Annotated in this window: 18 protein-coding genes and 2 pseudogenes; 5 read left to right on the top strand and 15 right to left on the bottom strand. The window is 64.3% G+C overall.

Annotation, left to right across the window (positions count from 1 at the left end):
- Positions 1-52 precede the first annotated feature (52 nt).
- Together DDA93_RS10865 and dapA are read right to left on the bottom strand one after the other, a co-directional pair.
- A complete protein-coding gene (locus DDA93_RS10865; protein ID WP_116778790.1) occupies positions 53-1744 on the bottom strand; it encodes a ribonuclease J in 1692 nt (563 codons plus the stop codon).
- Positions 1741-2688: a 4-hydroxy-tetrahydrodipicolinate synthase gene (dapA, locus tag DDA93_RS10860; RefSeq protein ID WP_019483448.1), complete on the bottom strand. Its 948-nt coding sequence runs from the start codon at positions 2686-2688 to the stop codon at positions 1741-1743. The genes DDA93_RS10865 and dapA overlap by 4 nt, the downstream gene beginning before the upstream one ends.
- Positions 2689-2777: 89 nt before the next feature.
- Here dapA and DDA93_RS10855 point away from each other — a divergent pair, with 89 nt between their 5' ends.
- Positions 2778-3950, top strand: a complete 1173-nt coding sequence (locus DDA93_RS10855; protein WP_019483449.1) for a heparan-alpha-glucosaminide N-acetyltransferase domain-containing protein — start codon at positions 2778-2780, stop codon at positions 3948-3950.
- Positions 3951-3955: 5 nt separating this feature from the next.
- Here the strand turns inward: DDA93_RS10855 and DDA93_RS10850 are convergent.
- From DDA93_RS10850 to DDA93_RS17125, 8 genes and pseudogenes are all read right to left on the bottom strand, one after another.
- Positions 3956-4437 (bottom strand): annotated as a pseudogene (locus DDA93_RS10850) (hypothetical protein).
- Positions 4438-4445: 8 nt separating this feature from the next.
- The gene (dapB, locus tag DDA93_RS10845) at positions 4446-5204 is read right to left on the bottom strand and encodes a 4-hydroxy-tetrahydrodipicolinate reductase (RefSeq protein WP_116778789.1); all 759 of its coding nucleotides are present in this window, start codon (positions 5202-5204) and stop codon (positions 4446-4448) included.
- A gap of 43 nt (positions 5205-5247) precedes the next feature.
- The gene (locus tag DDA93_RS10840; protein WP_019483452.1) at positions 5248-5700 is read right to left on the bottom strand and encodes a molybdenum cofactor biosynthesis protein MoaE; all 453 of its coding nucleotides are present in this window, start codon (positions 5698-5700) and stop codon (positions 5248-5250) included.
- Entirely contained in the window at positions 5690-6172 is a 483-nt protein-coding gene (locus DDA93_RS10835; RefSeq protein ID WP_116778788.1) for a MogA/MoaB family molybdenum cofactor biosynthesis protein, read from the bottom strand. Before DDA93_RS10835 ends, DDA93_RS10840 begins: the two co-directional genes overlap by 11 nt.
- Entirely contained in the window at positions 6169-6654 is a 486-nt protein-coding gene (gene moaC / locus DDA93_RS10830; RefSeq protein WP_116778787.1) for a cyclic pyranopterin monophosphate synthase MoaC, read from the bottom strand. Before moaC ends, DDA93_RS10835 begins: the two co-directional genes overlap by 4 nt.
- 24 nt (positions 6655-6678) lie before the next feature.
- A complete protein-coding gene (glp, locus tag DDA93_RS10825) occupies positions 6679-8046 on the bottom strand; it encodes a gephyrin-like molybdotransferase Glp (RefSeq protein ID WP_116778786.1) in 1368 nt (455 codons plus the stop codon).
- A 92-nt stretch (positions 8047-8138) separates the two neighbouring features.
- Positions 8139-9302: a molybdopterin-dependent oxidoreductase gene (locus DDA93_RS10820; RefSeq protein WP_347693513.1), complete on the bottom strand. Its 1164-nt coding sequence runs from the start codon at positions 9300-9302 to the stop codon at positions 8139-8141.
- 5 nt (positions 9303-9307) lie between these two features.
- Positions 9308-9694, bottom strand: a complete 387-nt coding sequence (locus DDA93_RS17125) for a hypothetical protein (RefSeq protein WP_347693511.1) — start codon at positions 9692-9694, stop codon at positions 9308-9310.
- 126 nt (positions 9695-9820) lie between these two features.
- Between DDA93_RS17125 and moaA the strand changes: the two are divergent.
- Both moaA and DDA93_RS10810 read left to right on the top strand, forming a co-directional pair.
- Positions 9821-10899 (top strand): annotated as a pseudogene (gene moaA, locus DDA93_RS10815) (GTP 3',8-cyclase MoaA).
- A complete protein-coding gene (locus tag DDA93_RS10810; protein ID WP_116778785.1) occupies positions 10900-11163 on the top strand; it encodes a MoaD/ThiS family protein in 264 nt (87 codons plus the stop codon).
- 31 nt (positions 11164-11194) lie between these two features.
- Here the strand turns inward: DDA93_RS10810 and DDA93_RS10805 are convergent, their stop codons facing one another.
- Genes DDA93_RS10805 through DDA93_RS10795 form a run of 3 tightly spaced genes read right to left on the bottom strand, consistent with a single transcriptional unit; the run spans position 11195 to position 14858 of the window.
- The gene (locus DDA93_RS10805; protein ID WP_116778784.1) at positions 11195-12373 is read right to left on the bottom strand and encodes an acetyl-CoA C-acyltransferase; all 1179 of its coding nucleotides are present in this window, start codon (positions 12371-12373) and stop codon (positions 11195-11197) included.
- Positions 12374-12413: 40 nt separating this feature from the next.
- Positions 12414-13619, bottom strand: coding sequence for an acyl-CoA dehydrogenase family protein (locus tag DDA93_RS10800; RefSeq protein ID WP_116778783.1), 1206 nt, complete (start codon positions 13617-13619; stop codon positions 12414-12416).
- A gap of 36 nt (positions 13620-13655) precedes the next feature.
- Positions 13656-14858, bottom strand: coding sequence for a CoA transferase (locus tag DDA93_RS10795; protein WP_116778782.1), 1203 nt, complete (start codon positions 14856-14858; stop codon positions 13656-13658).
- Positions 14859-15068: 210 nt separating this feature from the next.
- Between DDA93_RS10795 and DDA93_RS10790 the strand changes: the two genes are divergently transcribed.
- Positions 15069-15977, top strand: a complete 909-nt coding sequence (locus DDA93_RS10790; protein WP_116778781.1) for a LysR substrate-binding domain-containing protein — start codon at positions 15069-15071, stop codon at positions 15975-15977.
- A gap of 36 nt (positions 15978-16013) precedes the next feature.
- On the opposite strand, the gene DDA93_RS10785 is transcribed toward DDA93_RS10790, so the two are convergent.
- Together DDA93_RS10785 and DDA93_RS16815 are read right to left on the bottom strand one after the other, a co-directional pair.
- A complete protein-coding gene (locus DDA93_RS10785) occupies positions 16014-18041 on the bottom strand; it encodes a TRAP transporter permease (RefSeq protein WP_243400598.1) in 2028 nt (675 codons plus the stop codon).
- Complete coding sequence (locus DDA93_RS16815) at positions 18031-19146, bottom strand: TAXI family TRAP transporter solute-binding subunit (protein ID WP_116778779.1); 1116 nt, start codon at positions 19144-19146, stop codon at positions 18031-18033. The genes DDA93_RS10785 and DDA93_RS16815 overlap by 11 nt, the downstream gene beginning before the upstream one ends.
- A gap of 276 nt (positions 19147-19422) precedes the next feature.
- Between DDA93_RS16815 and DDA93_RS10775 the strand changes: the two genes are divergently transcribed.
- The gene (locus DDA93_RS10775) at positions 19423-20640 is read left to right on the top strand and encodes an acyl-CoA dehydrogenase family protein (RefSeq protein WP_116778778.1); all 1218 of its coding nucleotides are present in this window, start codon (positions 19423-19425) and stop codon (positions 20638-20640) included.
- Positions 20641-20644 lie beyond the last annotated feature (4 nt).

Here is a 20644-nt window from a genome sequence, read left to right as displayed (position 1 = left end):
TGCCCGGTGAGCCGGGAGTCCCGGCGAGCAGGCCTGCTGCCGGTTTCGGCTGCTACGCCTCCATGACCACCGGAATGATCATCGGCCGGCGGCGGTAGCGCCTATTCACCCAGGTACCAATCACCCGGCGGACCACCTGTTGCAGCTGGTAGACGGTGTGGTCCTTGTTGCTCATTACTGCTTCTTCGAGTGCGGCGTTGAGTTTGGGCTTGATCTCATCGAACACCGAGTCGTCTTCGGCGAAACCCCGGGCGTGGATGTCGGGACCGGACACGATCTTGCCGGTGCTCCTGTTGACCACCGTGACGATGGAGATGAACCCCTCCTCGCCGAGGACCCGGCGGTCCTTCAGGTCGGCGTCGGTGATCTCGCCGATGCTCGACCCGTCCACATAGACGAAACCGCATTCCACCGCCCCGACCACGCGGGCTACCCCGCCCACCAGGTCAATGACCGAACCGTCGTCGGTGAGCAGCACGTTTTCGCTCGGGATCCCGATCTGCTCGGCGAGCCGGGCGTTGGCAATCAGGTGGCGGGTTTCGCCGTGGACGGGCATGACGTTCCGGGGCCTGAGGATGTTGTAGCAGTACAGCAACTCACCGGCTGCAGCGTGCCCGGACACGTGGACCTTTTCGTTGCCCTTGTGGATGACGTCGGCGCCGAGCTTGAGCAGCCCGTTGATGACCCTGAACACGGCGTTCTCGTTGCCCGGGATCAGTGAGGACGCGAGGATCACGGTGTCGCCCTTGCCGACGATGATCCGGTGGTCGCCGTTGGCCATCCGGGACAGGGCGGCCATCGGCTCACCCTGGGAGCCGGTGGACATGAGAACCACCTTGTCGTCCGGCAGGGTGTCCACGTTCTTGATGTCCACGAGAATGCCGTCGGGAACCCTGAGGTAGCCGAGCTTCGCGGCGATGGCCATGTTCCGCACCATCGAGCGGCCGGCGAAGCAGACGAAACGCCCGTGCGCTTCGGCGGCGTCGAGCACTTGCTGTACCCGGTGGATGTGGGACGAGAACGACGCGACGATGATCCGTTTGGTGACCTGCCCAAACAGCCGGTTCAGGACCGGTCCGATCTCGCGTTCGGCGGTGGTGAAACCGGGCACGTCGGCGTTGGTCGAGTCGACCATGAGGAGGTCAACTCCCTCTTCGCCGAGCCGCGCGAACGCCCTCAGGTCGGTGATGCGCCCGTCCAGGGGCAACTGGTCCATCTTGAAGTCGCCGGTGTGCAAAACGTTTCCTGCGCTGGTGCGGATGAAGACCGCGAGGGCATCCGGGATGGAGTGGTTGACCGCCACGAACTCGCACTCGAACGGTCCGAACTGTTCAATCTGCCCCTCGGTGACGGTGAGGGTGTAGGGGGTGATCCGGTGTTCCTGCAGTTTCGCTTCGATCAGGGCCAACGTGAGCTGGGAGCCGATCAGCGGGATGTCTTTTTTGTGCCGCAGCAGATACGGAACAGCGCCAATGTGGTCCTCATGACCGTGCGTCAGGACCAGTCCGACGACGTCGTCGAGCCGGTCCTCGAGGTACGAAAAGTCGGGGAGGATCAGGTCGACGCCGGGCTGGTTTTCCTCGGGAAACAGCACCCCACAGTCGACGATCAGGAGTTTTCCGTCCAGTTCGAACACCGCCATGTTCCGACCGATTTCGCCGAGGCCGCCCAGGGGGACGATGCGCAGAACGCCCGGTGCGAGTTCTGGTGGGGCGATGAGTGCGGTGGCGGCCGATACCGTCATGCGGGTGTTCCGTCAGCGGTCCGGGTGGAGCGCGGGCGGTCGAAGTTCATCCCCGCTTCGGCCAGGTCGGCGAGCACGGTTTCCATCTCGACGGCGGTGGGTCCGACCAGGGGCAGCCGCACCGCAGCGTTGGGGATCAGCCCCTGCCGTTTGAGGATCTGCTTCGCCGAGACGGCTCCGGGGATGTGGGTCATCACCGCGCGCACCACCGGGTCGAGCTCAAAGTGGATCCGGCGGGCGGTGGCCACGTCCCCGGCGCCCGCGGCGTCGACCAGCGCCCTGAACTGGGCGGTGGCCACGTGTGCGCTGACACTGACCACACCGACGCCGCCAGCCATCATCCAGGGGAGGGTGAGGCCGTCGTCGCCCGAGTACACGTCGAGCGTGGTGTTGGCGAGCACCCTGGTGATCTCCGCGAAATCCGCTTTGGCATCCTTGAGCGCGACAATCCTGGGATTGTCTGCCAGCCGGATCATGGTCTCGGTCTGGATCGGGATGCTGGACCGGCCTGGGATGTCGTAGATCATGATGGGCAGCTCGGTGGCAGCGGCAATCGCTTCGAAGTGGGCCAGCACACCGGCCTGGGTGGGCTTGTTGTAGTACGGGGTGACCACCAGTTGTCCGTCGACGCCAGCGCGCACGGCACGCTGCGCCATCTCGATGGAGTGCGAGGTGTGGTTGGTTCCGGTGCCGGCGATGACCTTCGCCCGCCCGCCCACGGCTTCCACGACCACCCGGAACAGGTCTTCCTTTTCCTGGTCCTCCAGCGTGGAGGTCTCACCGGTGGTCCCGGAGATCACCAGGCCGTCGCAGCCGTCGTCGACCAGGTGAGTCGCGAGCTGGGCGGTGGCCTCGAAGTCCACGCTGCCGTCAGCGTGGAACGGGGTCACCATCGCTGTGACCAGGGTGCCGAAGGGAAGGGTGCGGGTGTCGGTTTGAGCCATGGGTAAAACGTTACCCGGTTCGACACCGTTTAGCTTCCGCTGCACATCGCCGCCGCGGGGCTGACTCCCCGCTGTGAGACGATCAGGTCATGGTATCTGGCAAGGTAACCCGCCGGCTGAGCGGGGTCGACGCCGCCCGCGGTGTGGCGCTGTTTGGGATGATGAGCACCCACATTTTTGCCCTGTACGTTCCGGGCACGGCCGAGGCGTCATGGGTGGCCCTGGTTTTCTCCGGCCGGGCATCAGCCCTGTTCGCCGTCGTCGCCGGGCTCGGCCTTGCCCTGTTGACCGGAGGGAACCGGATCCACCACCGCAACGCCATCGGGATGGACCGCCGGGGCATCGCGGCACGTGCGGCCGTCATCATGGTGATCGGGCTGATGCTGGGCGGACTGGAAACCAACATCGCCATCATCCTCTTCCACTACGGGGTGCTGTTCCTGCTGGCGCTGCCGTTCGTCTCCATGCCGTTCAGGCGGCTTCTCTGGTGGGCAGCAGGCTGGCTGCTCCTTTCGCCGGTCGCCGCCTATTTGCTGCGGCCCTGGATCGCCGAGACGGTCAATCCGCCGTCGATTGGTGGGAATCCGCTCTGGGAAACGCTGCTGGAACCAGCCACGCTGCTCGCCGACATCACCGTGACCGGCTACTACCCGGCGTTGCAGTGGCTGAGCTACATCCTGATCGGCATGGCGATCGGCCGTCTACCACTCCGGGACAAACGGGTACAACTGGGCCTGGTGGTGTCCGGTGCGACCCTGGCCGTGGCGGCGAAACTCGTCAGCGGCTACCTCCTCGGCCCGTTGGGCGGTCTGGCGGCACTGCTGCAGACCCCCGACGGCAGCAGATACCCGCTGGCGGCAATGATGAGCGTCAGCCTGACGGGGGTCGACCAATCCGATTCGTGGTGGTGGCTGGCCGTGAGCGCACCCCACTCGGGCTCCCCCCTGGACCTGCTGCACACCGGCGGGACGGCTGCCCTGGTGATTGGGCTGTGCCTGCTGGCCACCCGGCGGTTTGAATCCGCGCTGCTCCCCCTGTCGGCAGCCGGGGCGATGACCCTGACCCTTTACGCGGTTCATATCTGGACCATGAGCGTTGTCGATGCCCAGACCCCGGCGCCCGACCCGGCGCTGGTGTATTGGGGCCAGGCGGTCGTGTTTGTTGTCCTCGGCATCCTCTTCCAGCGCATCAACGCCCGCGGGCCCCTGGAGTTACTGACCTCCGGAGCGTCGCGGGCGGCGCGGGCGGGTGTGAACAGCTAACGCTGTTAGCGGGCTGCGTTGTACAGTTTCCCGGCGGTGCGCATGGAGCGCCTCGCCCTGGTCCTGTCCCCTGCTGCGTCGTAGGCGCAGGAGAGCCTGAACCAGCCGCGCCAGTCGTCCGGCGCCGCCTCAACCTCCGCCTGGTATTCGGGGAACCGTGCGTCCGCTGCCGACCGGACAATCCGACCGGCGGGGGTACGGGGCAGGTCGTCGATGGGGAGCCCTCCCTCGGCATCAAGGTCGGACGCCATCTTTGAGGTCTGTATCCCGAACAGCAGTTCGCGGATCATGGCCCACCCGCCGATCAGCGGCAAGAGGAGGTAGGCGAGCCCGAGTGCTTGGCGACCAGGTCCGGGTCGGTGAGGAGGATGACGCTGCGTTGCAGGGCGATGATCAGCCAGAAGACGAGCAGCAGGCTCACCAGTGCGACGCCGATTTTGGCCCGGTGGCGTTTTACTGCGTCAAGGAATCCAGCTGTTTCGGCCATGGGGGAGCTCACGCTTCCAGTTCGAGGTAGCCGTCCAGCCCGACCGTCAGGCCGGGGTGGGACGCGACACCGCGCACGCCCAGCAGCACGCCGGGCATGAATGATTCGCGGTGGTAGGAGTCATGGCGAATGGTGAGCTGCTCGCCAACGCCACCGAGGAGCACCTCCTGGTGCGCGACCAGACCGCGCAGCCGTACCGAGTGCACCCGGACGCCGTCGACGTCGGCGCCGCGGGCGCCGTCGAGCTCGGCGGTGGTTGCGTCGGGGCTGGCGGGAAGGCCTGCTTCCCGGCGTGTTTGCGCGATCAGGTTCGCGGTCCGCACGGCGGTGCCCGAGGGAGCGTCCACCTTGTCCGGATGATGCAGTTCGACGATCTCAACCGACTCGAAGTATTTGGCTGCCCGCGCGGCGAACGCTGAGGCCAGCACCGAGCCGACCGCGAAGTTCGGGGCGATCAGCACCCCGGTGGTCGGGTGATCAGCGAGCAGACTGCCGAGCTGCTGCAGCCGTGATTCGTCCCACCCGGTAGTCCCGACGACGGCATGGATGCCGCGCTCCACGGCGAACACCACGTTGTCGAAGGTCGCGTCGGGGACGGAGAGGTCGACGATGCATTGCGCGCCGGCCGCGACAATGGTCTCCAGGGTGTCTTCGCGCCCGAGGGCTGCCACCAGTTTCAGGTCCGCTGCGGCGTCGATGGCCTTGACGGCCTCCGACCCCATGCGGCCGGCGGCGCCGAGTACGGCCACGGCAAGTTGTTCAGTCATAACACCCAACCCTACTGATCAGGCACTCCCCTGCCCATTTGGGTCAGGAGTCCCCCGCGGTGGCTGCGGATCCGGCACCCACCCACTCGACGGTCCCGTCGGTGAAGAACTGTTCCTTCCAGATGGGGACCTTTTCCTTGACGGTGTCCACCAGCTCGGAGCAGGCGGCGAAGGCTTCGCCCCGGTGGGCGGAGGCGACAGCTGCCACCAGGGCAGGGTCACCAATGGTTAGCGGACCGACGCGGTGCGCCACCCAGATCCGAACGCCCTGGTACCGGGCGGCGATCCCGTCGGCGATCTCGCCGATAATCCGCTCAGCGCTGGGGTGCGCCGAGTAGCTCAGCGACGTGACGTCGCGGCCGCCGTCGTGGTTTCTCACCACCCCGCCGAAACCCACTACCGCTCCACAGTCCGGTGCGTCGACCTGGGCGAGGGCCTCATCGAGGCTGATGCTTTGCTGCGCGAGGGACACATGCACCACGTGGCTAGTGTTCATTTTTTCCTTCCAGCTGGGAGCAGATGTGCCCCAGCAGTGGTCTGAGCACTGCCAACCCGTCCCGGACCCCGCCGGGTGAGCCGGGCAGGTTGATCACGAAGGTGCTTCCGGCGGTGCCAGCATGACCACGGCTCAGTGCTGCTGTTGGGACCTTCTCGGTACCGAGGCGCCGGAGCGCTTCCATCACGCCGGGCAGGTGGCGCTGAAGGTAGGGCGCGGTTTGTTCGGGGGTGACATCGTCGGGGCTCAACCCGGTGCCGCCGCTGGTGATAACCACCGACGGTGAGCCCTTGAGCACGTCACCGATCGTTTGGCCCACGGCGTCGCCGTCGGGCACCACCAGGATTTCCTGCGGCGCGAAGCCGTTCTCCAGCAGCCAGGTGTGGATGAGTGGACCGCACTCGTCCTGGTAAACCCCGGCGGCTGCGCGGGTCGAGGCGATGATCACCGCTGCGGTGCGCGGGGCGCTCATGCCGTCCAGTCCCCGCTCTTGCCGCCGGACTTCGCCAGCACTTTCGTGTCAGTGATGATGGCCCGCTTGTCCACTGCCTTGATCATGTCGTAGAGCGCGAGGGCTGCCAGGGAGGCACCGGTCAGGGCTTCCATCTCGACGCCGGTGACTGCCGTTGTCTTGACCGCGCAGGTAATTGTCACCGCGTTCTCGGCGGCCTCGAAATCCACGGTGATCTTGCTCAAGGGCAGGGGGTGGCAGAGCGGGATCAGTACGGACGTCTGCTTGGCAGCCAGGATGCCGGCCACCCGCGCGACGGCGAGTGCGTCGCCTTTGGGCAGGCCACCGGCGGTGATCAGTCCGACCACCTCCGCGGTGGTGTGCAGGATGGCCTGTGCGGTGGCTTCGCGGGTGGTTTCAGCCTTCGCCGACACATCGACCATGTGGGCGCTGCCGTCTGCGCGGACGTGGCTCAATGACGACGGGCTGGGGTTCTCGGTCATGCTGTCCTTACTGGTTCTCGATACTTAGCTGTGCTCTGGCCCGGCCACGGCGAGGAGGCTCGCTGCGGGAATCCCAAAGGATGGTGCGCCGTGCACCCCATCCACCAACCAGACGGTAACCAGATCCCCCGCGGCCAGGCAACCGGTGCCAACCGGTAGGTGGACCAGCACGTTTGATTCGGCCAGCGCATGGATCAGGTGCGATCCCGGGCCGCCTACCAGCCTAACCGTTCCGAGCGCTTCCCCCGCTGCCGCCCGGGGCGTGTACCAGCCCCGCCGGACCTGGTGTTTGGCCTCGGGCGAGGTGACCTCCTCTTCGAGCGCGGCGGTCAGCGCGACCCGAGGATGAGGGGTCCCCGCGACGGCGGTCAGCGCTGGGCGGAGGAACATTTCGAAGGAGACGAGCGCGCTGACCGGGTTGCCCGGGAACCCCAGGAACGGGACACCGCCGATGGTCCCCAACGCCTGCGGTCCGCCCGGTTGCATGGCGACCGAGAGGAACTCGACGCTGCTATTCGCCAGCGCCTGCTTCACCACCTCATACGCACCCTGACTGATGCCACCGGTGGTGAGGATCAGGTGGATGCCACTGTCGGCCACCGCCGCGAACGCCTCCCGCAGCAGGGCAGGATTGTCATCCATCAGTCGGTGGCGGACGACGGCGGCGCCCGCGTCCAGGAGTGCGCTTTCGAGCAGTGTGGTGTTGGCATCGAAGATTTTGCCGGGTTTCGGGGTGCTGCCGGGCTCCTGTACTTCGTCCCCGGTGGTCAGCAGCAGGACGGTGAAGGGACGGCGCACCGGGACGGTTGCCACGCCGCAGGCCGCGAGGAGGCCCAGTTGGGCCGGGCCGAGGAGTGTCCCGGCGGTGACGGCCGCTGTACCGGCCGCGATGTCGCTGCCGATCCGGCGGATGAAGGCACCGGGCTCGACCGTCCCGGGGAGGTCAACGGTCAGGGCGACGCCTGACGCGTAGTCCGCAGCCGAATAGAACTGGGCGGGTGTGACCCGTTCGATTGGGACGACGGCACCGGTGTGGCGGGGAATCATGGCGCCGGTCATGATGGGCGCGGCGGTCCCCTGAACCAGGTCCGGCGGTTCGATGCCAGCCGGAATGGGAGCTCCGACGCTGAGGGTTAGCCCCCGATGGTCGCTGATTACATCCACATCGGCCTCATGGATGGCATAACCGTCCATCTGCGAGTTATCGAACGGAGGCAGACTCACCGGGGCGGGCAGATCGGTGGCCAGCACCCGGCCGCGCGCCGCCGCCAGCGGAAGGTGGTCGTTGTTCGACTCTGCCCGGCTATCGGCCAGACTGTCGGCGGGGTAGCCGCTGCTGTAGCGCAGCAGCCCCAGCACGGCTTGCTGATGTTCCTCGACGCTTCTGATCATGGGATCCCTACCTGCCCTCACGGTTAGCTCTGATGCTCCACCTTAGGCTCCCATGAAACCGTGTTCAGGAAACCGTGTTCAGGAAACCGTGCTCAGGAAACCGTGAACGACACGGTGTGGAGTCCCGTAGCGCCGTCGGGGGTCACCGGTGCCACCCGGTCCACCTGCACCGCCCCCGTCGCATCGACGGCCCGTACCTGCACCGTGTGTGATCCCGGGTCCAGCTGGATGTCGGCCGAGAACTGCCGCCACGTGTCCCGGGAGATCTCGGTTCCCAGCCTGGCGCTCTGCCATCTGCCCCCGTCCACCCTCACCTCGACCCGCTCAATCCCCCGGTGTTGCGCCCAGGCGTAGCCGGCGATCGCGACCGTCCCGGCGGGCACCGTCGAATTGTTTTGGGGGACGTCAATGCGTGAGGAGGTTTTGACCGGCCCACGTTCTGACCAGCCCCGGGTAGACCAGTAGGCGACGTCGTCGTCGTACCGTGTCACTTTCAGCTCGGTCACCCACTTGGTCGCCGAGACGAAACCGTACAGCCCGGGAACCACCAGGCGGACGGGGAAACCATGTTCAACAGGGAGCGTTTCGCCGTTCATTCCGACGGCGATCAGCGAGTCCCGATCGTCGGTCATGGCTTCCAGCGGGGTGCTGGCGGTGAATCCGTCGATGCTGCGCGACAGCACCATATCGGCCCCGTCCTGGACGCCCGCCATGGCTAGCAGGTCGCGGACCGGCCAGCCGAGCCATTTTGCGTTGCCGATCAGGTCACCGCCCACCACGTTCGAAACGCAGGCGAGGGTGATATAGCTTTCGATCAGGGGCTTGGTCAGGAGCTCGTCGAAGGTCAGCTCGACCTCCCGATCCACCATGCCGGTCACCCGTAGCCGCCAGGTGACCGGATCCACTACCGGCACCACGAGGGCGGTATCGATCCGGTAGTAGTTGTCGTTGGGGGTCACCAGCGGTGAAACGCCGTCGACGCCGAGATCCGCCGCTGCGGGAAGCACTGCTGCCGCTGAAGCCCGGTTCGCGCTCGCCGACGGCCTTGGCAGGGAGATCTGTTCCCTGGCGACGGTCACCAGGGATTGGCTGTTGCGCACCCCCGCCGCTGCGGCCCCCGATACTGCCGCGACGACGCCACCCACTCCCACCCCCACGAGGAACCGGCGGCGGGCCACCGGCCCTGGAACGCCGCCGTCGGCCGCCGTGCGGGGGTGCCAGGCCGCCAGCCGGTCGATCATGACGCTGATCAGCATGACGCCTAGTACCAGGGCGACCACCGGCGCCGCGAAGGCGGGCGTGAGGACTGCGGCCGTGCGGCGACGGCGGCGATCCCCGCCAGGCCGAACGCCAGCACGACTGCGGCTCCGGCCCGACGCCACCTGTATTCAAGGATTCCGGCGGCGGCGGCCATTGAAGCGATGAAGAGGAACATCGTGCCGAGGAACACCAGCTTGTCGGCGGTGCCGAACGTCTCAATGGCCCAGTCCTTGACGCCGGGTGGCAGCACATCAATGACGATCGACCCGACGGCGGTCACCGGGGAAAGGGAGGGGCTGACCAGCGCGGCGGTCAGCTCGGCGGCGATCACAGCGAGCAGGACAGCAACCAGCCCGGAAAGTGCTGCCCATCCGTTGGTCCGTCCCACGCCGGTCACCCTTTCTGTGATGTGTCAGTCATTTAGCCCAACGTCTGCGCCCCATCATCGGTTCGCCAGGCGTGCATAAGCCTCCACCGAATAGTGGCCCTAGCTGAAAGGGCGTAATCTCGAGGGATGGGAATTGAACTGGGTATGCCGCATATCGGGGTCCAGCGTCCCTCTGATGCCGGGCCGGGGCTGATTGACAGTTTCGGCCGCAAGGCCACTGACATGCGCCTGTCGCTGACCGACAAATGTAATCTGCGCTGCACCTATTGCATGCCCGCCGAGGGTCTTGACTGGCTGCAAAAGTCAGCCGTGCTCTCCCGTGAGGAGATCGTCCGGCTGGTGCGGATCGGCGTTGATTCCCTCGGGGTGCGTGAATTGCGCCTGACGGGTGGCGAACCGCTGGTGCGGGCCGACCTGCTGCAGATCATCGGCGACATCCGCGCCAACCACGCGGACCTGCCCATCTCCATGACGACCAACGGCCTGGGCCTGGACAAAAAGGCTCAAGCCCTCAAGGACGCGGGCCTGAGCCGGATCAATGTGTCGATGGATTCGCTCCACCCCGATACGTTTGCCCAACTGACCCGCCGGCCGTTCCTCGACCGGGTGCTGCGGGGTATCGAAGCTGCGGCGGAGGTGGGGCTTGGCCTGGTCAAGATCAACGCCGTCCTGATGCGCGGGATCAACGACCATGAGGCGCCCGAACTCCTCGAATGGGCGGTGTCCAAGGGATTTGAGCTGCGTTTTATCGAGCAGATGCCCCTCGACGCGGACCACGGCTGGACCCGCGACGGCATGATCACTGCCCTCGAGATGCGGACCCTGCTGGAGCAGCAGTTTGTGCTGACCCCGGATCCGCGCAACCGGGACGCGCCCCCGCCGAGCGCTGGGAGGTACGCCGAATCGCGGCCCCTGACATCGTCGTCGGCACCGTGGGCATTATCGCCTCGGTGACTGAGCCGTTCTGCGCCGACTGCCGGCGAACCCGCGTCACCGCCGAGGGCAAGATCATGAGCTGCCTATTTTCCCGCGAGGAGACCGATCTACGGGATCTGCTGCGGTCGGACGCCGACGACGACGCGATCGCCGCCCGCTGGCAGGACGCCATGTGGGCCAAGCCGAAAGCGCATGGGATGGGCCACGTGGGTCTGGGTTCGGACGATTTTGTCCAGCCGGACCGCAGCATGAGCGCGATCGGCGGCTAGATGCTGATTCGATATTTCGGCGCCGCGCAGGCCGCAGCCGGTATGGCGGAAGAACGCCTCGACCTCGACGCAGTGACGCTCGAGACAGTCCTGGCGCACCTCACCGCCCGGTACCCGCTGCCGGTTCGGGTGGGCGGGCCGGCGATGCCCGAGGTCATCGCCCGGAGCAGCTTCCTGCTGAACGAGGTGGCTGCCCGTGACCGCGGCCGGGTGCTGGCCGCCGACGACGTCCTGGATATTCTGCCGCCCTTCGCCGGGGGCTAGCCCCAGCCTGCCTCCGCCCCCTGGTCAGGTGCTAGACGCGTTCCAATAGCATTGCCGTGCCCTGGCCGACCCCCACGCACATGGTCGCGAGCCCCCGGTCCGCCTGCTCGCGTTCCATCCGTCCGAGCAGGGTGATGGCGATCCGTGCACCCGATGAACCCAGCGCATGCCCGAGGGCGATGGCACCGCCGTCGCTATTCACAATCCCCGGGTCGAGACCTAGCCTGCGGATGCAGGCCAACGACTGGGTGGCGAACGCCTCATTGAGCTCCACCGCACCGATATCGTCGAGCCGCCAGCCGGCTCGGGAAAGCACCTTCTCCGTCGCGGGAACCGGACCGATGCCCATGATTTCCGGCGGCACTCCCGCTGATGCGCCGTCCACGACACGTGCCCGGGGAACCAGACCGAACCGCTTCACCGCGCTCTCGCTGGCAACGACGATGGCGGACGCACCGTCGTTGAGTGAACTCGCGTTTCCTGCCGTGACGATCCCGCCCGGCCGCACGACCGAACGAAGCGAGGCCAAAGTTTCCAGCGATGTACCTGGCCGGGGACCCTCGTCCTGGTCTACAACGCCGGTCTTCGTTTCAACGGACAGAATCTCCTTGGTGAACCGCCCCGCAGCAATAGCCGCCAGGGCACTCCCATGGGACTTCACCGCGAACGCATCAGCATCTTCCCGGGTGATGCCATCCAGCGACGCCACTTCTTCAGCGGTTTCCGGCATCGACAGCTTTTGCTGGTCGCTGAAGCGCGGGTTGGTGAATCGCCACCCCAGAGAGGTGTCAGCAATTTCGCCGGGTCGGGCGAAGGCCTTCACTGGCTTTTCCATCACCCACGGTGCGCGGGTCATGGACTCCACCCCACCTGCAATGACCACGTCAGCGGCACCGGCCTTGATCATCTGCGAGGCGATCAAAATGGCGCTCAGCCCTGAAGCGCACAGCCGGTTGACGGTCAGGCCGGGAACAGTGTCCGGCAACCCGGCAAGCAGCGTTGCCATCCGCGCCACGTTCCGGTTGTCTTCGCCGGACTGGTTGACGCAGCCCAGAACCACTTCGTCGACGGCCTTCGGGTCCATGCCCGCACGTTGCAGGGACTCCCGAACCACCAAAGCCGCAAGGTCATCCGGTCGCACCGATGACAGGGCACCACCATAACGGCCGACAGGAGTTCTCACTCCTCCGACAAGAAAAGCTTCATTCATTGGGTGTTCCTTAATTGAGGTGTTGGCTGGATGGGCGGGGTCAGGCGAACGCGGAGATGCCGGTGATGTCGCGCCCGATCAGCAGCGACTGGATGGAGTCGGTCCCCTCGTAGGTGTGCACCACCTCCATGTCGGTCATGTGGCGGGCCACATGGTTTTCCAGCAGCAACCCATTCCCGCCCAGAATGTCCCGCGCCTGCAGGCAGATCCAGCGAGCCTTCTGGGCGGTATGCATCTTCGCGAGTGAGGCCATGGGGCTGGTCATTTTTCCCTGATCCGCGAGGGTGGCAAGGCGGAAACAGATCAACTGCATCGCTGTCAGCTCGGAGAGCATGTTGGCGAGCTTGTTCTGCACCAACTGGAAGCCCGCGATGGGCTTGCCGAACTGCACCCGCTGTGTGGCATAGGAAACTGCAGCTTCGTAGGCAGCAATGCCGTGGCCCACGGCTTCCCAGGATGCCCCGCTGCGGGTTGCCGTCAGTACCCGGGTCACGTCCCTGAAGGAGTGAGCCTCGGCGAGCTTGTTCTCGGCCGGGATGCGGACGTTGTCGATCATCACATCGGGCTGCCAGATGGCCCGCTTGCCGATTTTCCCCGTGATGAGCTCGGTGGTGTATCCATCCGGGTAGGTGCCGTCGTCATTCTTTTCCAGAATGAAGCCCTTGACCTTGTTGTCCGCTTCATCGCGCGCCCAGATGATGACGACGTCGGCAATGTTCGCGTTCCCGATCCACCGCTTGCGGCCGTTCAGGACGTAATGCTCACCTTCCCGTCGGGCTGTGGTTTCAAGCGCCACCGAATCCGACCCATGGTCCGGCTCAGTCAGGCCAAACGCGCCAATCTTGTCCAGCCTTGCCATGCCGGGCAGCCACCGCTGCTTCTGTTCCTCGTTGCCGAGCATGTTGATGGTGCCCATCGACAGCCCCGACTGCACTCCGATGAACGTATTGAGGCTGCCGTCACCGCGCGACATCTCAACGGAAACCATTCCCGCGGCCAGCCTGCTCAGCCCGGGGCAGCCGTAGCCCTCGATGGTAGAACCAACGATTCCGAGCTGGGCAATGCCGGGGACCAGCTCAAAGGGAAACTGCGCAGCTTCCCAGTAGTCGTTGATCACCGGAAGCACCGACGTATCGACGAAGCCGCGGACTTTCTTCCGGATCAGCACCTCCTCCTCGGACAGGAGCTCATCAAGAAGGTAGTAGTCAACGTTCACCGGATCAGCGCTCTGGGCGGTAGTGCTCATGGGGTCCTCATCTGTCGTCGTCGGATCTAGGAAAGTTCAGCGGGCTGCGGCGAGCTGCTGCGCAAGCCAGCCGCGCACCAGGTCCGAGCTGGAGCCCAGCATCGGCGGAGCCAAATCGTAGGTGGCGGGTGTCCGGGAGAAACTCACCGGGTGTCGAACCGTCGGAATTTGTCGTTCGTTTTCGCCCGGGAGTACCACTGGATCCAGGCCCAACCTGTCGGCAAGGTCCACCCCGCCCTTCACGTCCTGGATGGGCGCACAAGGCAACCCCGCACCGGAAAGAAGGGGGAACCATTCCTCGGCCGAGCGGGCTGCCAGCTGCACTTCGAGGAGGATGCGCAGCTCCGACCGGTGCGCGTTGCGTTGCTCCGCGGAGGAGAACCGTTGATCCTGCGCCAGTTCGGGTACCTCAAGCACCGTGCAGAGCCGCGCAAACTGGCCGTTGTTGGCTGCGGCGATGACCAGCCGGCCGTCACCGGTCAGCATAGGCTCGTAAGGGTAGAGGCTGGGGTGTTCATTGCCCATCCGGGTGGGAATGACACCGCCAGTGACATAGGCCGCGGATTGGTTGACCATCCCCGACAGGGCTGAGGACAGCAGATTCAGCTCCACATGCTGCCCTTCCCCGGTGGTGGTGCGGTGATGGAGTGCTCCAAGAATTCCCGTGCTGGCGTGCAAGCCAGTGATGACGTCGAACATTGCCAACCCGGCACGGTACGGTTCCGTCTCCTGGCCACCGGTGAGGCTCATCATCCCCGAGGCCGCCTGGACCAAGAGGTCATAGCCGGGGAGCGCGGCGCCTGCACCGGTTCCGAAGCCCGTGATCGATGCGTAGATGACCGTGGGATTGAGATCGGCAATCGCGGCGTAGTCAAGACCGTAGCGCTCCAGTCCATGGGGCTTGAAGTTCTCAACGACTATGTCGGCCCGGGCGGCCAGCTGCTGTGCAAGGGCAAGGTCTGAGGGCTCGTTGAAGTCCAGGGTGATCGAGTGTTTGTTCCGGTTGACGGAGAGGAAGAACGTGCTCTCGTCGTCGCGTACCGGCGGCTTCCACGTCCGGGCATCGTCTCCGGCCGGAGACTCGACCTTGATCACTGTGGCGCCCATATCGGCGAGCAGCATCGTGCAGTACGGTCCCGCCAGCACCCTGCTGAAATCCGCAACGACCACTCCGCTCAGCGGACCACTCCCGGTGCGTCCAAAGATTTCGTTCAGCGTGTCCGCTGCAGCTTCCGCCATAGTTGATCCTCCATCACATGTGTCGTGTGTCACCACCCTCGCAGAGGCCCAAGCTCGCGTCCAATACAAATTGTGTCGGCTATTTTTACGATTTCAGGAATAATCTCTTGACGTTCTTTCCCAGACTTCACCCCGATAGGTCCCTCATTGATAGCTTGCTTAGCTCCAATCATTGACTCTTAGTAACAATCCCGACAATAATTCAGGGTTATGGAGATACAGCAAGTCCGCGCCTTCCTCGCCGTCGCCCAGGAACTGCACTTCGGCCGTGCCGCGGAACGTCTGCACATCGCCCAGCCACCACTGAGCCGCACCATCAAGAATCTTGAACGCGAGCTGGGTGCAACCCTTTTTGAGCGCAGCACCCGAAGCGTGAAACTCACGACTGCGGGCCAGGCGCTGCTGGCCCCGGCAGAGGAGATCATGTCAGCCTGTCGCAGGGCACGATCGGCAGTGACTTCGGCAGGCAAAGGTGAGACTGGGAGGGTCCGGGTGGCTTTCGCGGGTGTGTCCTCCCACGTCATGGTGGGCAAGCTGGCAAAGCTGGTCAGGCAGACCCACCCCGGAATCGACATTGAGCTATACAGCTCCTACTACGCCGTCCCTGCCCTGAATGAGGTCATTGCGGGCACCATGGACATCGGCCTGGGCCGGTGGAGCTTCCTACCCTCGGGGATCGAATCGCGGACCGTGGCCCGGGAGACTCTGGTGATTGCGCTGCCGTCAAACCATCGGCTGGCTCACCGGACGTCGGTCCGGATGGCAGATTTTGCCACCGAGGATTTTGTTGCCTTGCCGCCGGACCCGGGGGCAGTCCTCAGGGAACACCTCGATCGGCTTTCCCACGGTGCTGGCTTTGTGCCCTCGATCGTGCAGGCTGCACCCGATACGTCCACACTGCTCTCGTTGGTCGCCGCAGACATTGGCTGCGCCCTTACTGTGTCCTCTGTCCCGGACAACGTGTCCTACCCGGGGGTGGTGTTTGTCCCCCTTGAGGATCCGGCCGAACCCATCCTGCTGCGTCTGATCTGGCGCAGTGATGACAGCAGTCCAGCGCTGCGCGAGGTCCTGCGCCTTTCTGAGGCCCTGATGCCCTCGCCGGAGCCGTCCCCGGCCTAAGCGGGCTGAATCCCGCCCAGGCCGCACCTCCAGTGGTTACTCTGAGAGCGACTGCAGCCGGCCCTCCGCGTGGGTGGGCGCCGCCGCCGTCGGGGTTTGCCCGTCTTTGCGCAGGGCAATGAAGGTCAGGAGGAGAACCACGCCCAGCAGCACCCCACCGAGGGCCGCGGCGGCCACTCCGGGCATCATCAGGCTGACACCGGCGACAGCGGAGACGACGCGCAGCAGCATCGGCAACCGCCGGCCCATGCCAAGCACCCACCCTTCGAAGGCACAGGCCAGAGCGTAGACACCGATCAGGCTGAGACTGAAGGCCATCACAATCTCCGGCAACGGGGCCTGGGCAACCAGCGCCGGATTCAGCGCAAACCCAAACGGCACGATGTACTTCACTGCCCCCAACTTCATTGCGGAGACGCTGGTTTTCATCGGGTCGGAACCGGCGATCCCGGCGGCGGCAAAAGACGCGAGCGCCACCGGCGGCGTGATGTAGGAGACTGCGGCCCAATAGATGACGAAGAGGTGGGCTGCGATCGGATCGATACCGAGTTCGACGACGGCGGGGACCATGACGATTGCCAGGAACACGTAGGCCGCGGAAACGGTCATACCCATGCCCAGGATGAAGCAGGTCACGGCACCGGCAATGAGCATCAGCACCACGTTGTCCCCGACCAGGACCAGCAGTTCCCTGGCCAGTGAGAGAGTTACCCCGGACATGTTGAGCCCGCCAACAATGAGCCCCACCCCGGCGATGATGCCCAGGATCTCACTAATGGTCCTGCCGCAGTCGAAAAGCATATCGACGAACCGGCGTGGCGTGAGCCTGCCCTCCCGCTTGACCATCCCGTAGACCACCAGGGCACCCGCTACCCAGAACGGTGCCTGCGTTTCGGTGGTGACCACCAGAAGCGCGGTCAACATGACAAGTGAGGCAAGGTACGGCCAGCCCGAGGCCATCACCGGACCAAACCTGGGCAGTTTGGACTTCGGCAGCCCCGCCAGGCCCTTCCTGGAGGAATAGGCATCAATCTGAAGGTAGATGCCCACGTAGTACAGGATTGCGGGAATAGTCGCGGCGATCAGAATTTCTTTGTAGGGCACACCCACAAAGGAAATCATCAGGAACGCCGCGGTGCCCATGACCGGCGGGGTAATGGATCCGCCGGATGACGCGGTGGCTTCAACCGCCCCTGCGTACCGGGGAGAAAACCCGGCCTTGATCATGGCCGGGATGGTCATGGGCCCGGTGGTGAGCACATTCGAGACGGCGCTTCCGCTCATCATTCCCATGGAAGCGCTGCTGGCCACCGACACCTTGGCGGCGCCGCCGCGTGCACCACCAAACAGGGATTGGGCCAGATTGTGGAAGAACGTGGATCCGCCGGTGTGCCGGAGAATCACCCCGAAGAGCAGGAATCCGATCAGGATGCTGGCTGCGGTCTGCAGCGGCAGGCCCATGATCCCTTCGACGCCCACCGCATGGATCTGGGCAGTGGTCCGGAAATCATGGGAGATGCCCTGCAGAAATCCGAAGGGCATCCGGGAAGAGAACATCGGATACACAGAGAACAGGAACGCGATGACCGCAACCGCTGACCCGGCTGTGCGCCGCAACGCCTCGATCGCCAGCCCCCACAGCACCACGCTGAAGACGGCTGCCAGCGGCGGCGCCGCGTAATCCCATCCCAGATTCAGGATGGTCTCAGCGTTGACGCCGAAGTAGACGGTGACCACCAGCGTCGCGGCGAACAGAACGACGTCGTACCAGGCCAGCGCGGCAGGCCTTGGTCGAGGCCCGACACCATCGTCAGCGGCCGGCAACGTCACGGACTTTGACGCCGGGAAGATGATGAACGCGATGGCCAGGAAGCAGGTCAGCATGTAGTACAGATAGGCGTGCGTGAGCAGTGTGACACCGAAGAGATCCCAAAAGAACACCTGGTTCATTGAGAGCAGGATGCCGAGAACAGTGAACACCACCACCACTGCCCGCCAGGGGCCGTTCAGCCGCGGTGGCGCATCGGTTGTCGTCCCAGCGGGAGGCGCAGTCTCAATCGTCAAGGTGTTCTTCCTTCCATGCGGTCCATTCCTGGGCCAGGTTTTCCTTGTCAGCCGGTCCGATGAATGTTTCCCAGCCTTCCTGCAACGCGGCCTGCCGTTCGACAAGCTCGGCATTGCGCTGTTCAGCCTCTTCGGTCCACATGCCCTGTTCCTCGAGATACCTCACGGTCCCGGGATGAAACGGGACCACCAGGGGCTCGGTGAGCACCTTGTCGAGGGCAAACTCACCAGCGGACGGTGTGGTGTTTTCATAGCGGTCAAAGTTTTCATCCATGGCTTTCACCAGGTCATAGACCTGCTGCTCATCGGTGTCCGCATAGGTGGAGATCGGGACCGTGTAGGCGAAGTTTTTTGCTGAGTCCCCCTCCTCCATTCCTGGGGCTCCCGAAAACTCGCCGATGGTCACCATCGGGGCGATCGCGTTGACGGCTGCCATCTTTTCGGGGGAATCGTCGTTCATGCTCATCCAGTCGACGTCCACCGTGCTGGCGAGCTCTTCCAGGTTGGAGCCATAGGCACTACTGAACAGGACATCCAGCCGACCGGTCTTCAGCGCTTCGGTTTGGTCGCTATAACTTACGTCGACGGGTTCGACGTCATCCCAGGTCAGGCCACCGTAGGCAAGGTAGGCCTCCAGCTTGAGGTTAATTGAGGTGTTGGCTGTGACACGAGGGAATTTTTTTCCTTTGAGGTCCTCGAAAGTTTCGATGCCAGCGTCGGTGCGGGTCATCAGCCCATAATTTCCCATGGGCGCCCACACCACACGGAGATCCTGGGGGCCCCAGTTCTCGCTGGAGAAGTCCTGGATGCCCTCGAATCCGAAGTAGTATTCGTCTCCCATCCGGCTGAACTGGGCGCTGCCAGCCTTCAGTGGAGCAACCCGCCCAATCGATGTGTCGGAGGTGAGGATACGAACCTGGGTGCCCTGCACACGGGTGAGACTGTCCGATACAGCGGCAAGGTCGTTGTAGGTTCCGGTTCCCACACCGTAGGTAGTCATCACCAGCTGGGAATTGGGGTCAGCGCGGCTGTCGGGCGAACTGCTGGTAACGATGCCAGTGATGAGGACTCCGGCCAGCACGGTACAGGTCAAGATTTTCTTCATTGAAAGCCCCTATGAGATCCGGCGGCCGGCGATATGCCTTGATGCCATGGATCAGTTGCCTGAAAGTGTTATCTACGTCACTCTCCCAGAAAGGTTACCCATACTTCCAATACCTAATTCGCCGAAGATTCATACCTTGAATGAATCGATAGACAGGACGTTCTCTCGAAGAGATTGTTTTCTATCAGGTATCAATCATGCTCGGCTTTGGTATTGGATTAGCTGTAATACTCCTGAGAGAGTGAGGGCAGTCACTACATTTTTGAAGGAGACCCCATGACGGCAGCACTCAACGAATCCCCTGTCGCTTCGGCACTACCGGATGTCGCAAACGTCCCTGACACCTCCGACGTCCTGCAGCTCAACGGACTACTCAGTAGCCAGGAGCTAGCCGTTCAGACGTCGGTCAGGGCATTTGTGGACACCAGGATCAAGCCCAACATCGCCCAGTGGTACGAGAGCGCTTCCTTCCCCACTGAAATAATGCACGAGCTCGGTGATCTGGGCGTGCTGGGCATGCACCTTCACGGGTACGGCTGCCCCGGGCGCACCGCTGTCGAATACGGCGTGGCCGCCATGGAACTGGAAGCCGGTGATTCAGGTATCCGGACGCTCGTCAGCGTGCAGGGCTCACTGGCGATGAGCGCCATCCACAAGTGGGGCTCCGAAGAGCAGAAGAATCATTGGCTGCCGTCTATGGCTACCGGCCGCGCTATCGGTTGCTTCGGTCTCACGGAGCCAACCGCAGGCAGCGACCCATCCGCCATGAAGACGTTCGCCCGCAAGGATGGAGCGTCCTGGATTCTCACTGGCGAGAAGCGCTGGATTGGTCTGGCGTCTATTGCCCAGGTGGCGGTGATCTGGGCGATGACGGACGACGGTGTTCGCGGGTTCCTGGTGCCCACTGACTCCCCCGGCTTCGTAGCAACGCCGATCACCTCCAAGCTCTCCATGCGCGCCTCGGTTCAGTGCGACATCATCATGACGGATATCCGGCTCCCCGACACCGCACTCCTCCCCGGGGCAAAAGGCTTGCGCGGCCCGTTCTCCTGCCTGAACGAGGCGCGGTACGGAATTATCTGGGGTGCCATGGGTGCGGCCCGTGACAGCTACCAGGCCGCACTGGACTACTCACAGGGACGTCTGCAGTTCGACAAGCCACTTGCCTCCTATCAACTCACCCAGGAGAAGCTGGTCAACATGATGCTCGAAATCCAGAAGGGCACACTGTTGGCTATACATATCGGCCGGCTGAAGGACGCAGGCACGCTGCAGCCGGAGCAAATCTCGGTGGGCAAGCTGAACAATGTGCGGGAGGCCATCGCCATCGCACGCGAGGCTCGGACCGTCCTGGGCGGCAACGGCGTGACCCTCGACTATTCGCCACTGCGCCATGCCAACAACTTGGAGAGTGTGCGCACTTATGAGGGTACTGATGAGGTACACACCCTGATTCTGGGCAGTCACCTCACCGGCATCCCGGCGTTCAGGTAGGGGC

This window comes from Arthrobacter sp. Bz4 (genome assembly GCF_003075455.1).
Lineage (GTDB): Bacteria > Actinomycetota > Actinomycetes > Actinomycetales > Micrococcaceae > Arthrobacter_D.
This window is presented reverse-complemented; position numbering and strand designations above follow the sequence as displayed.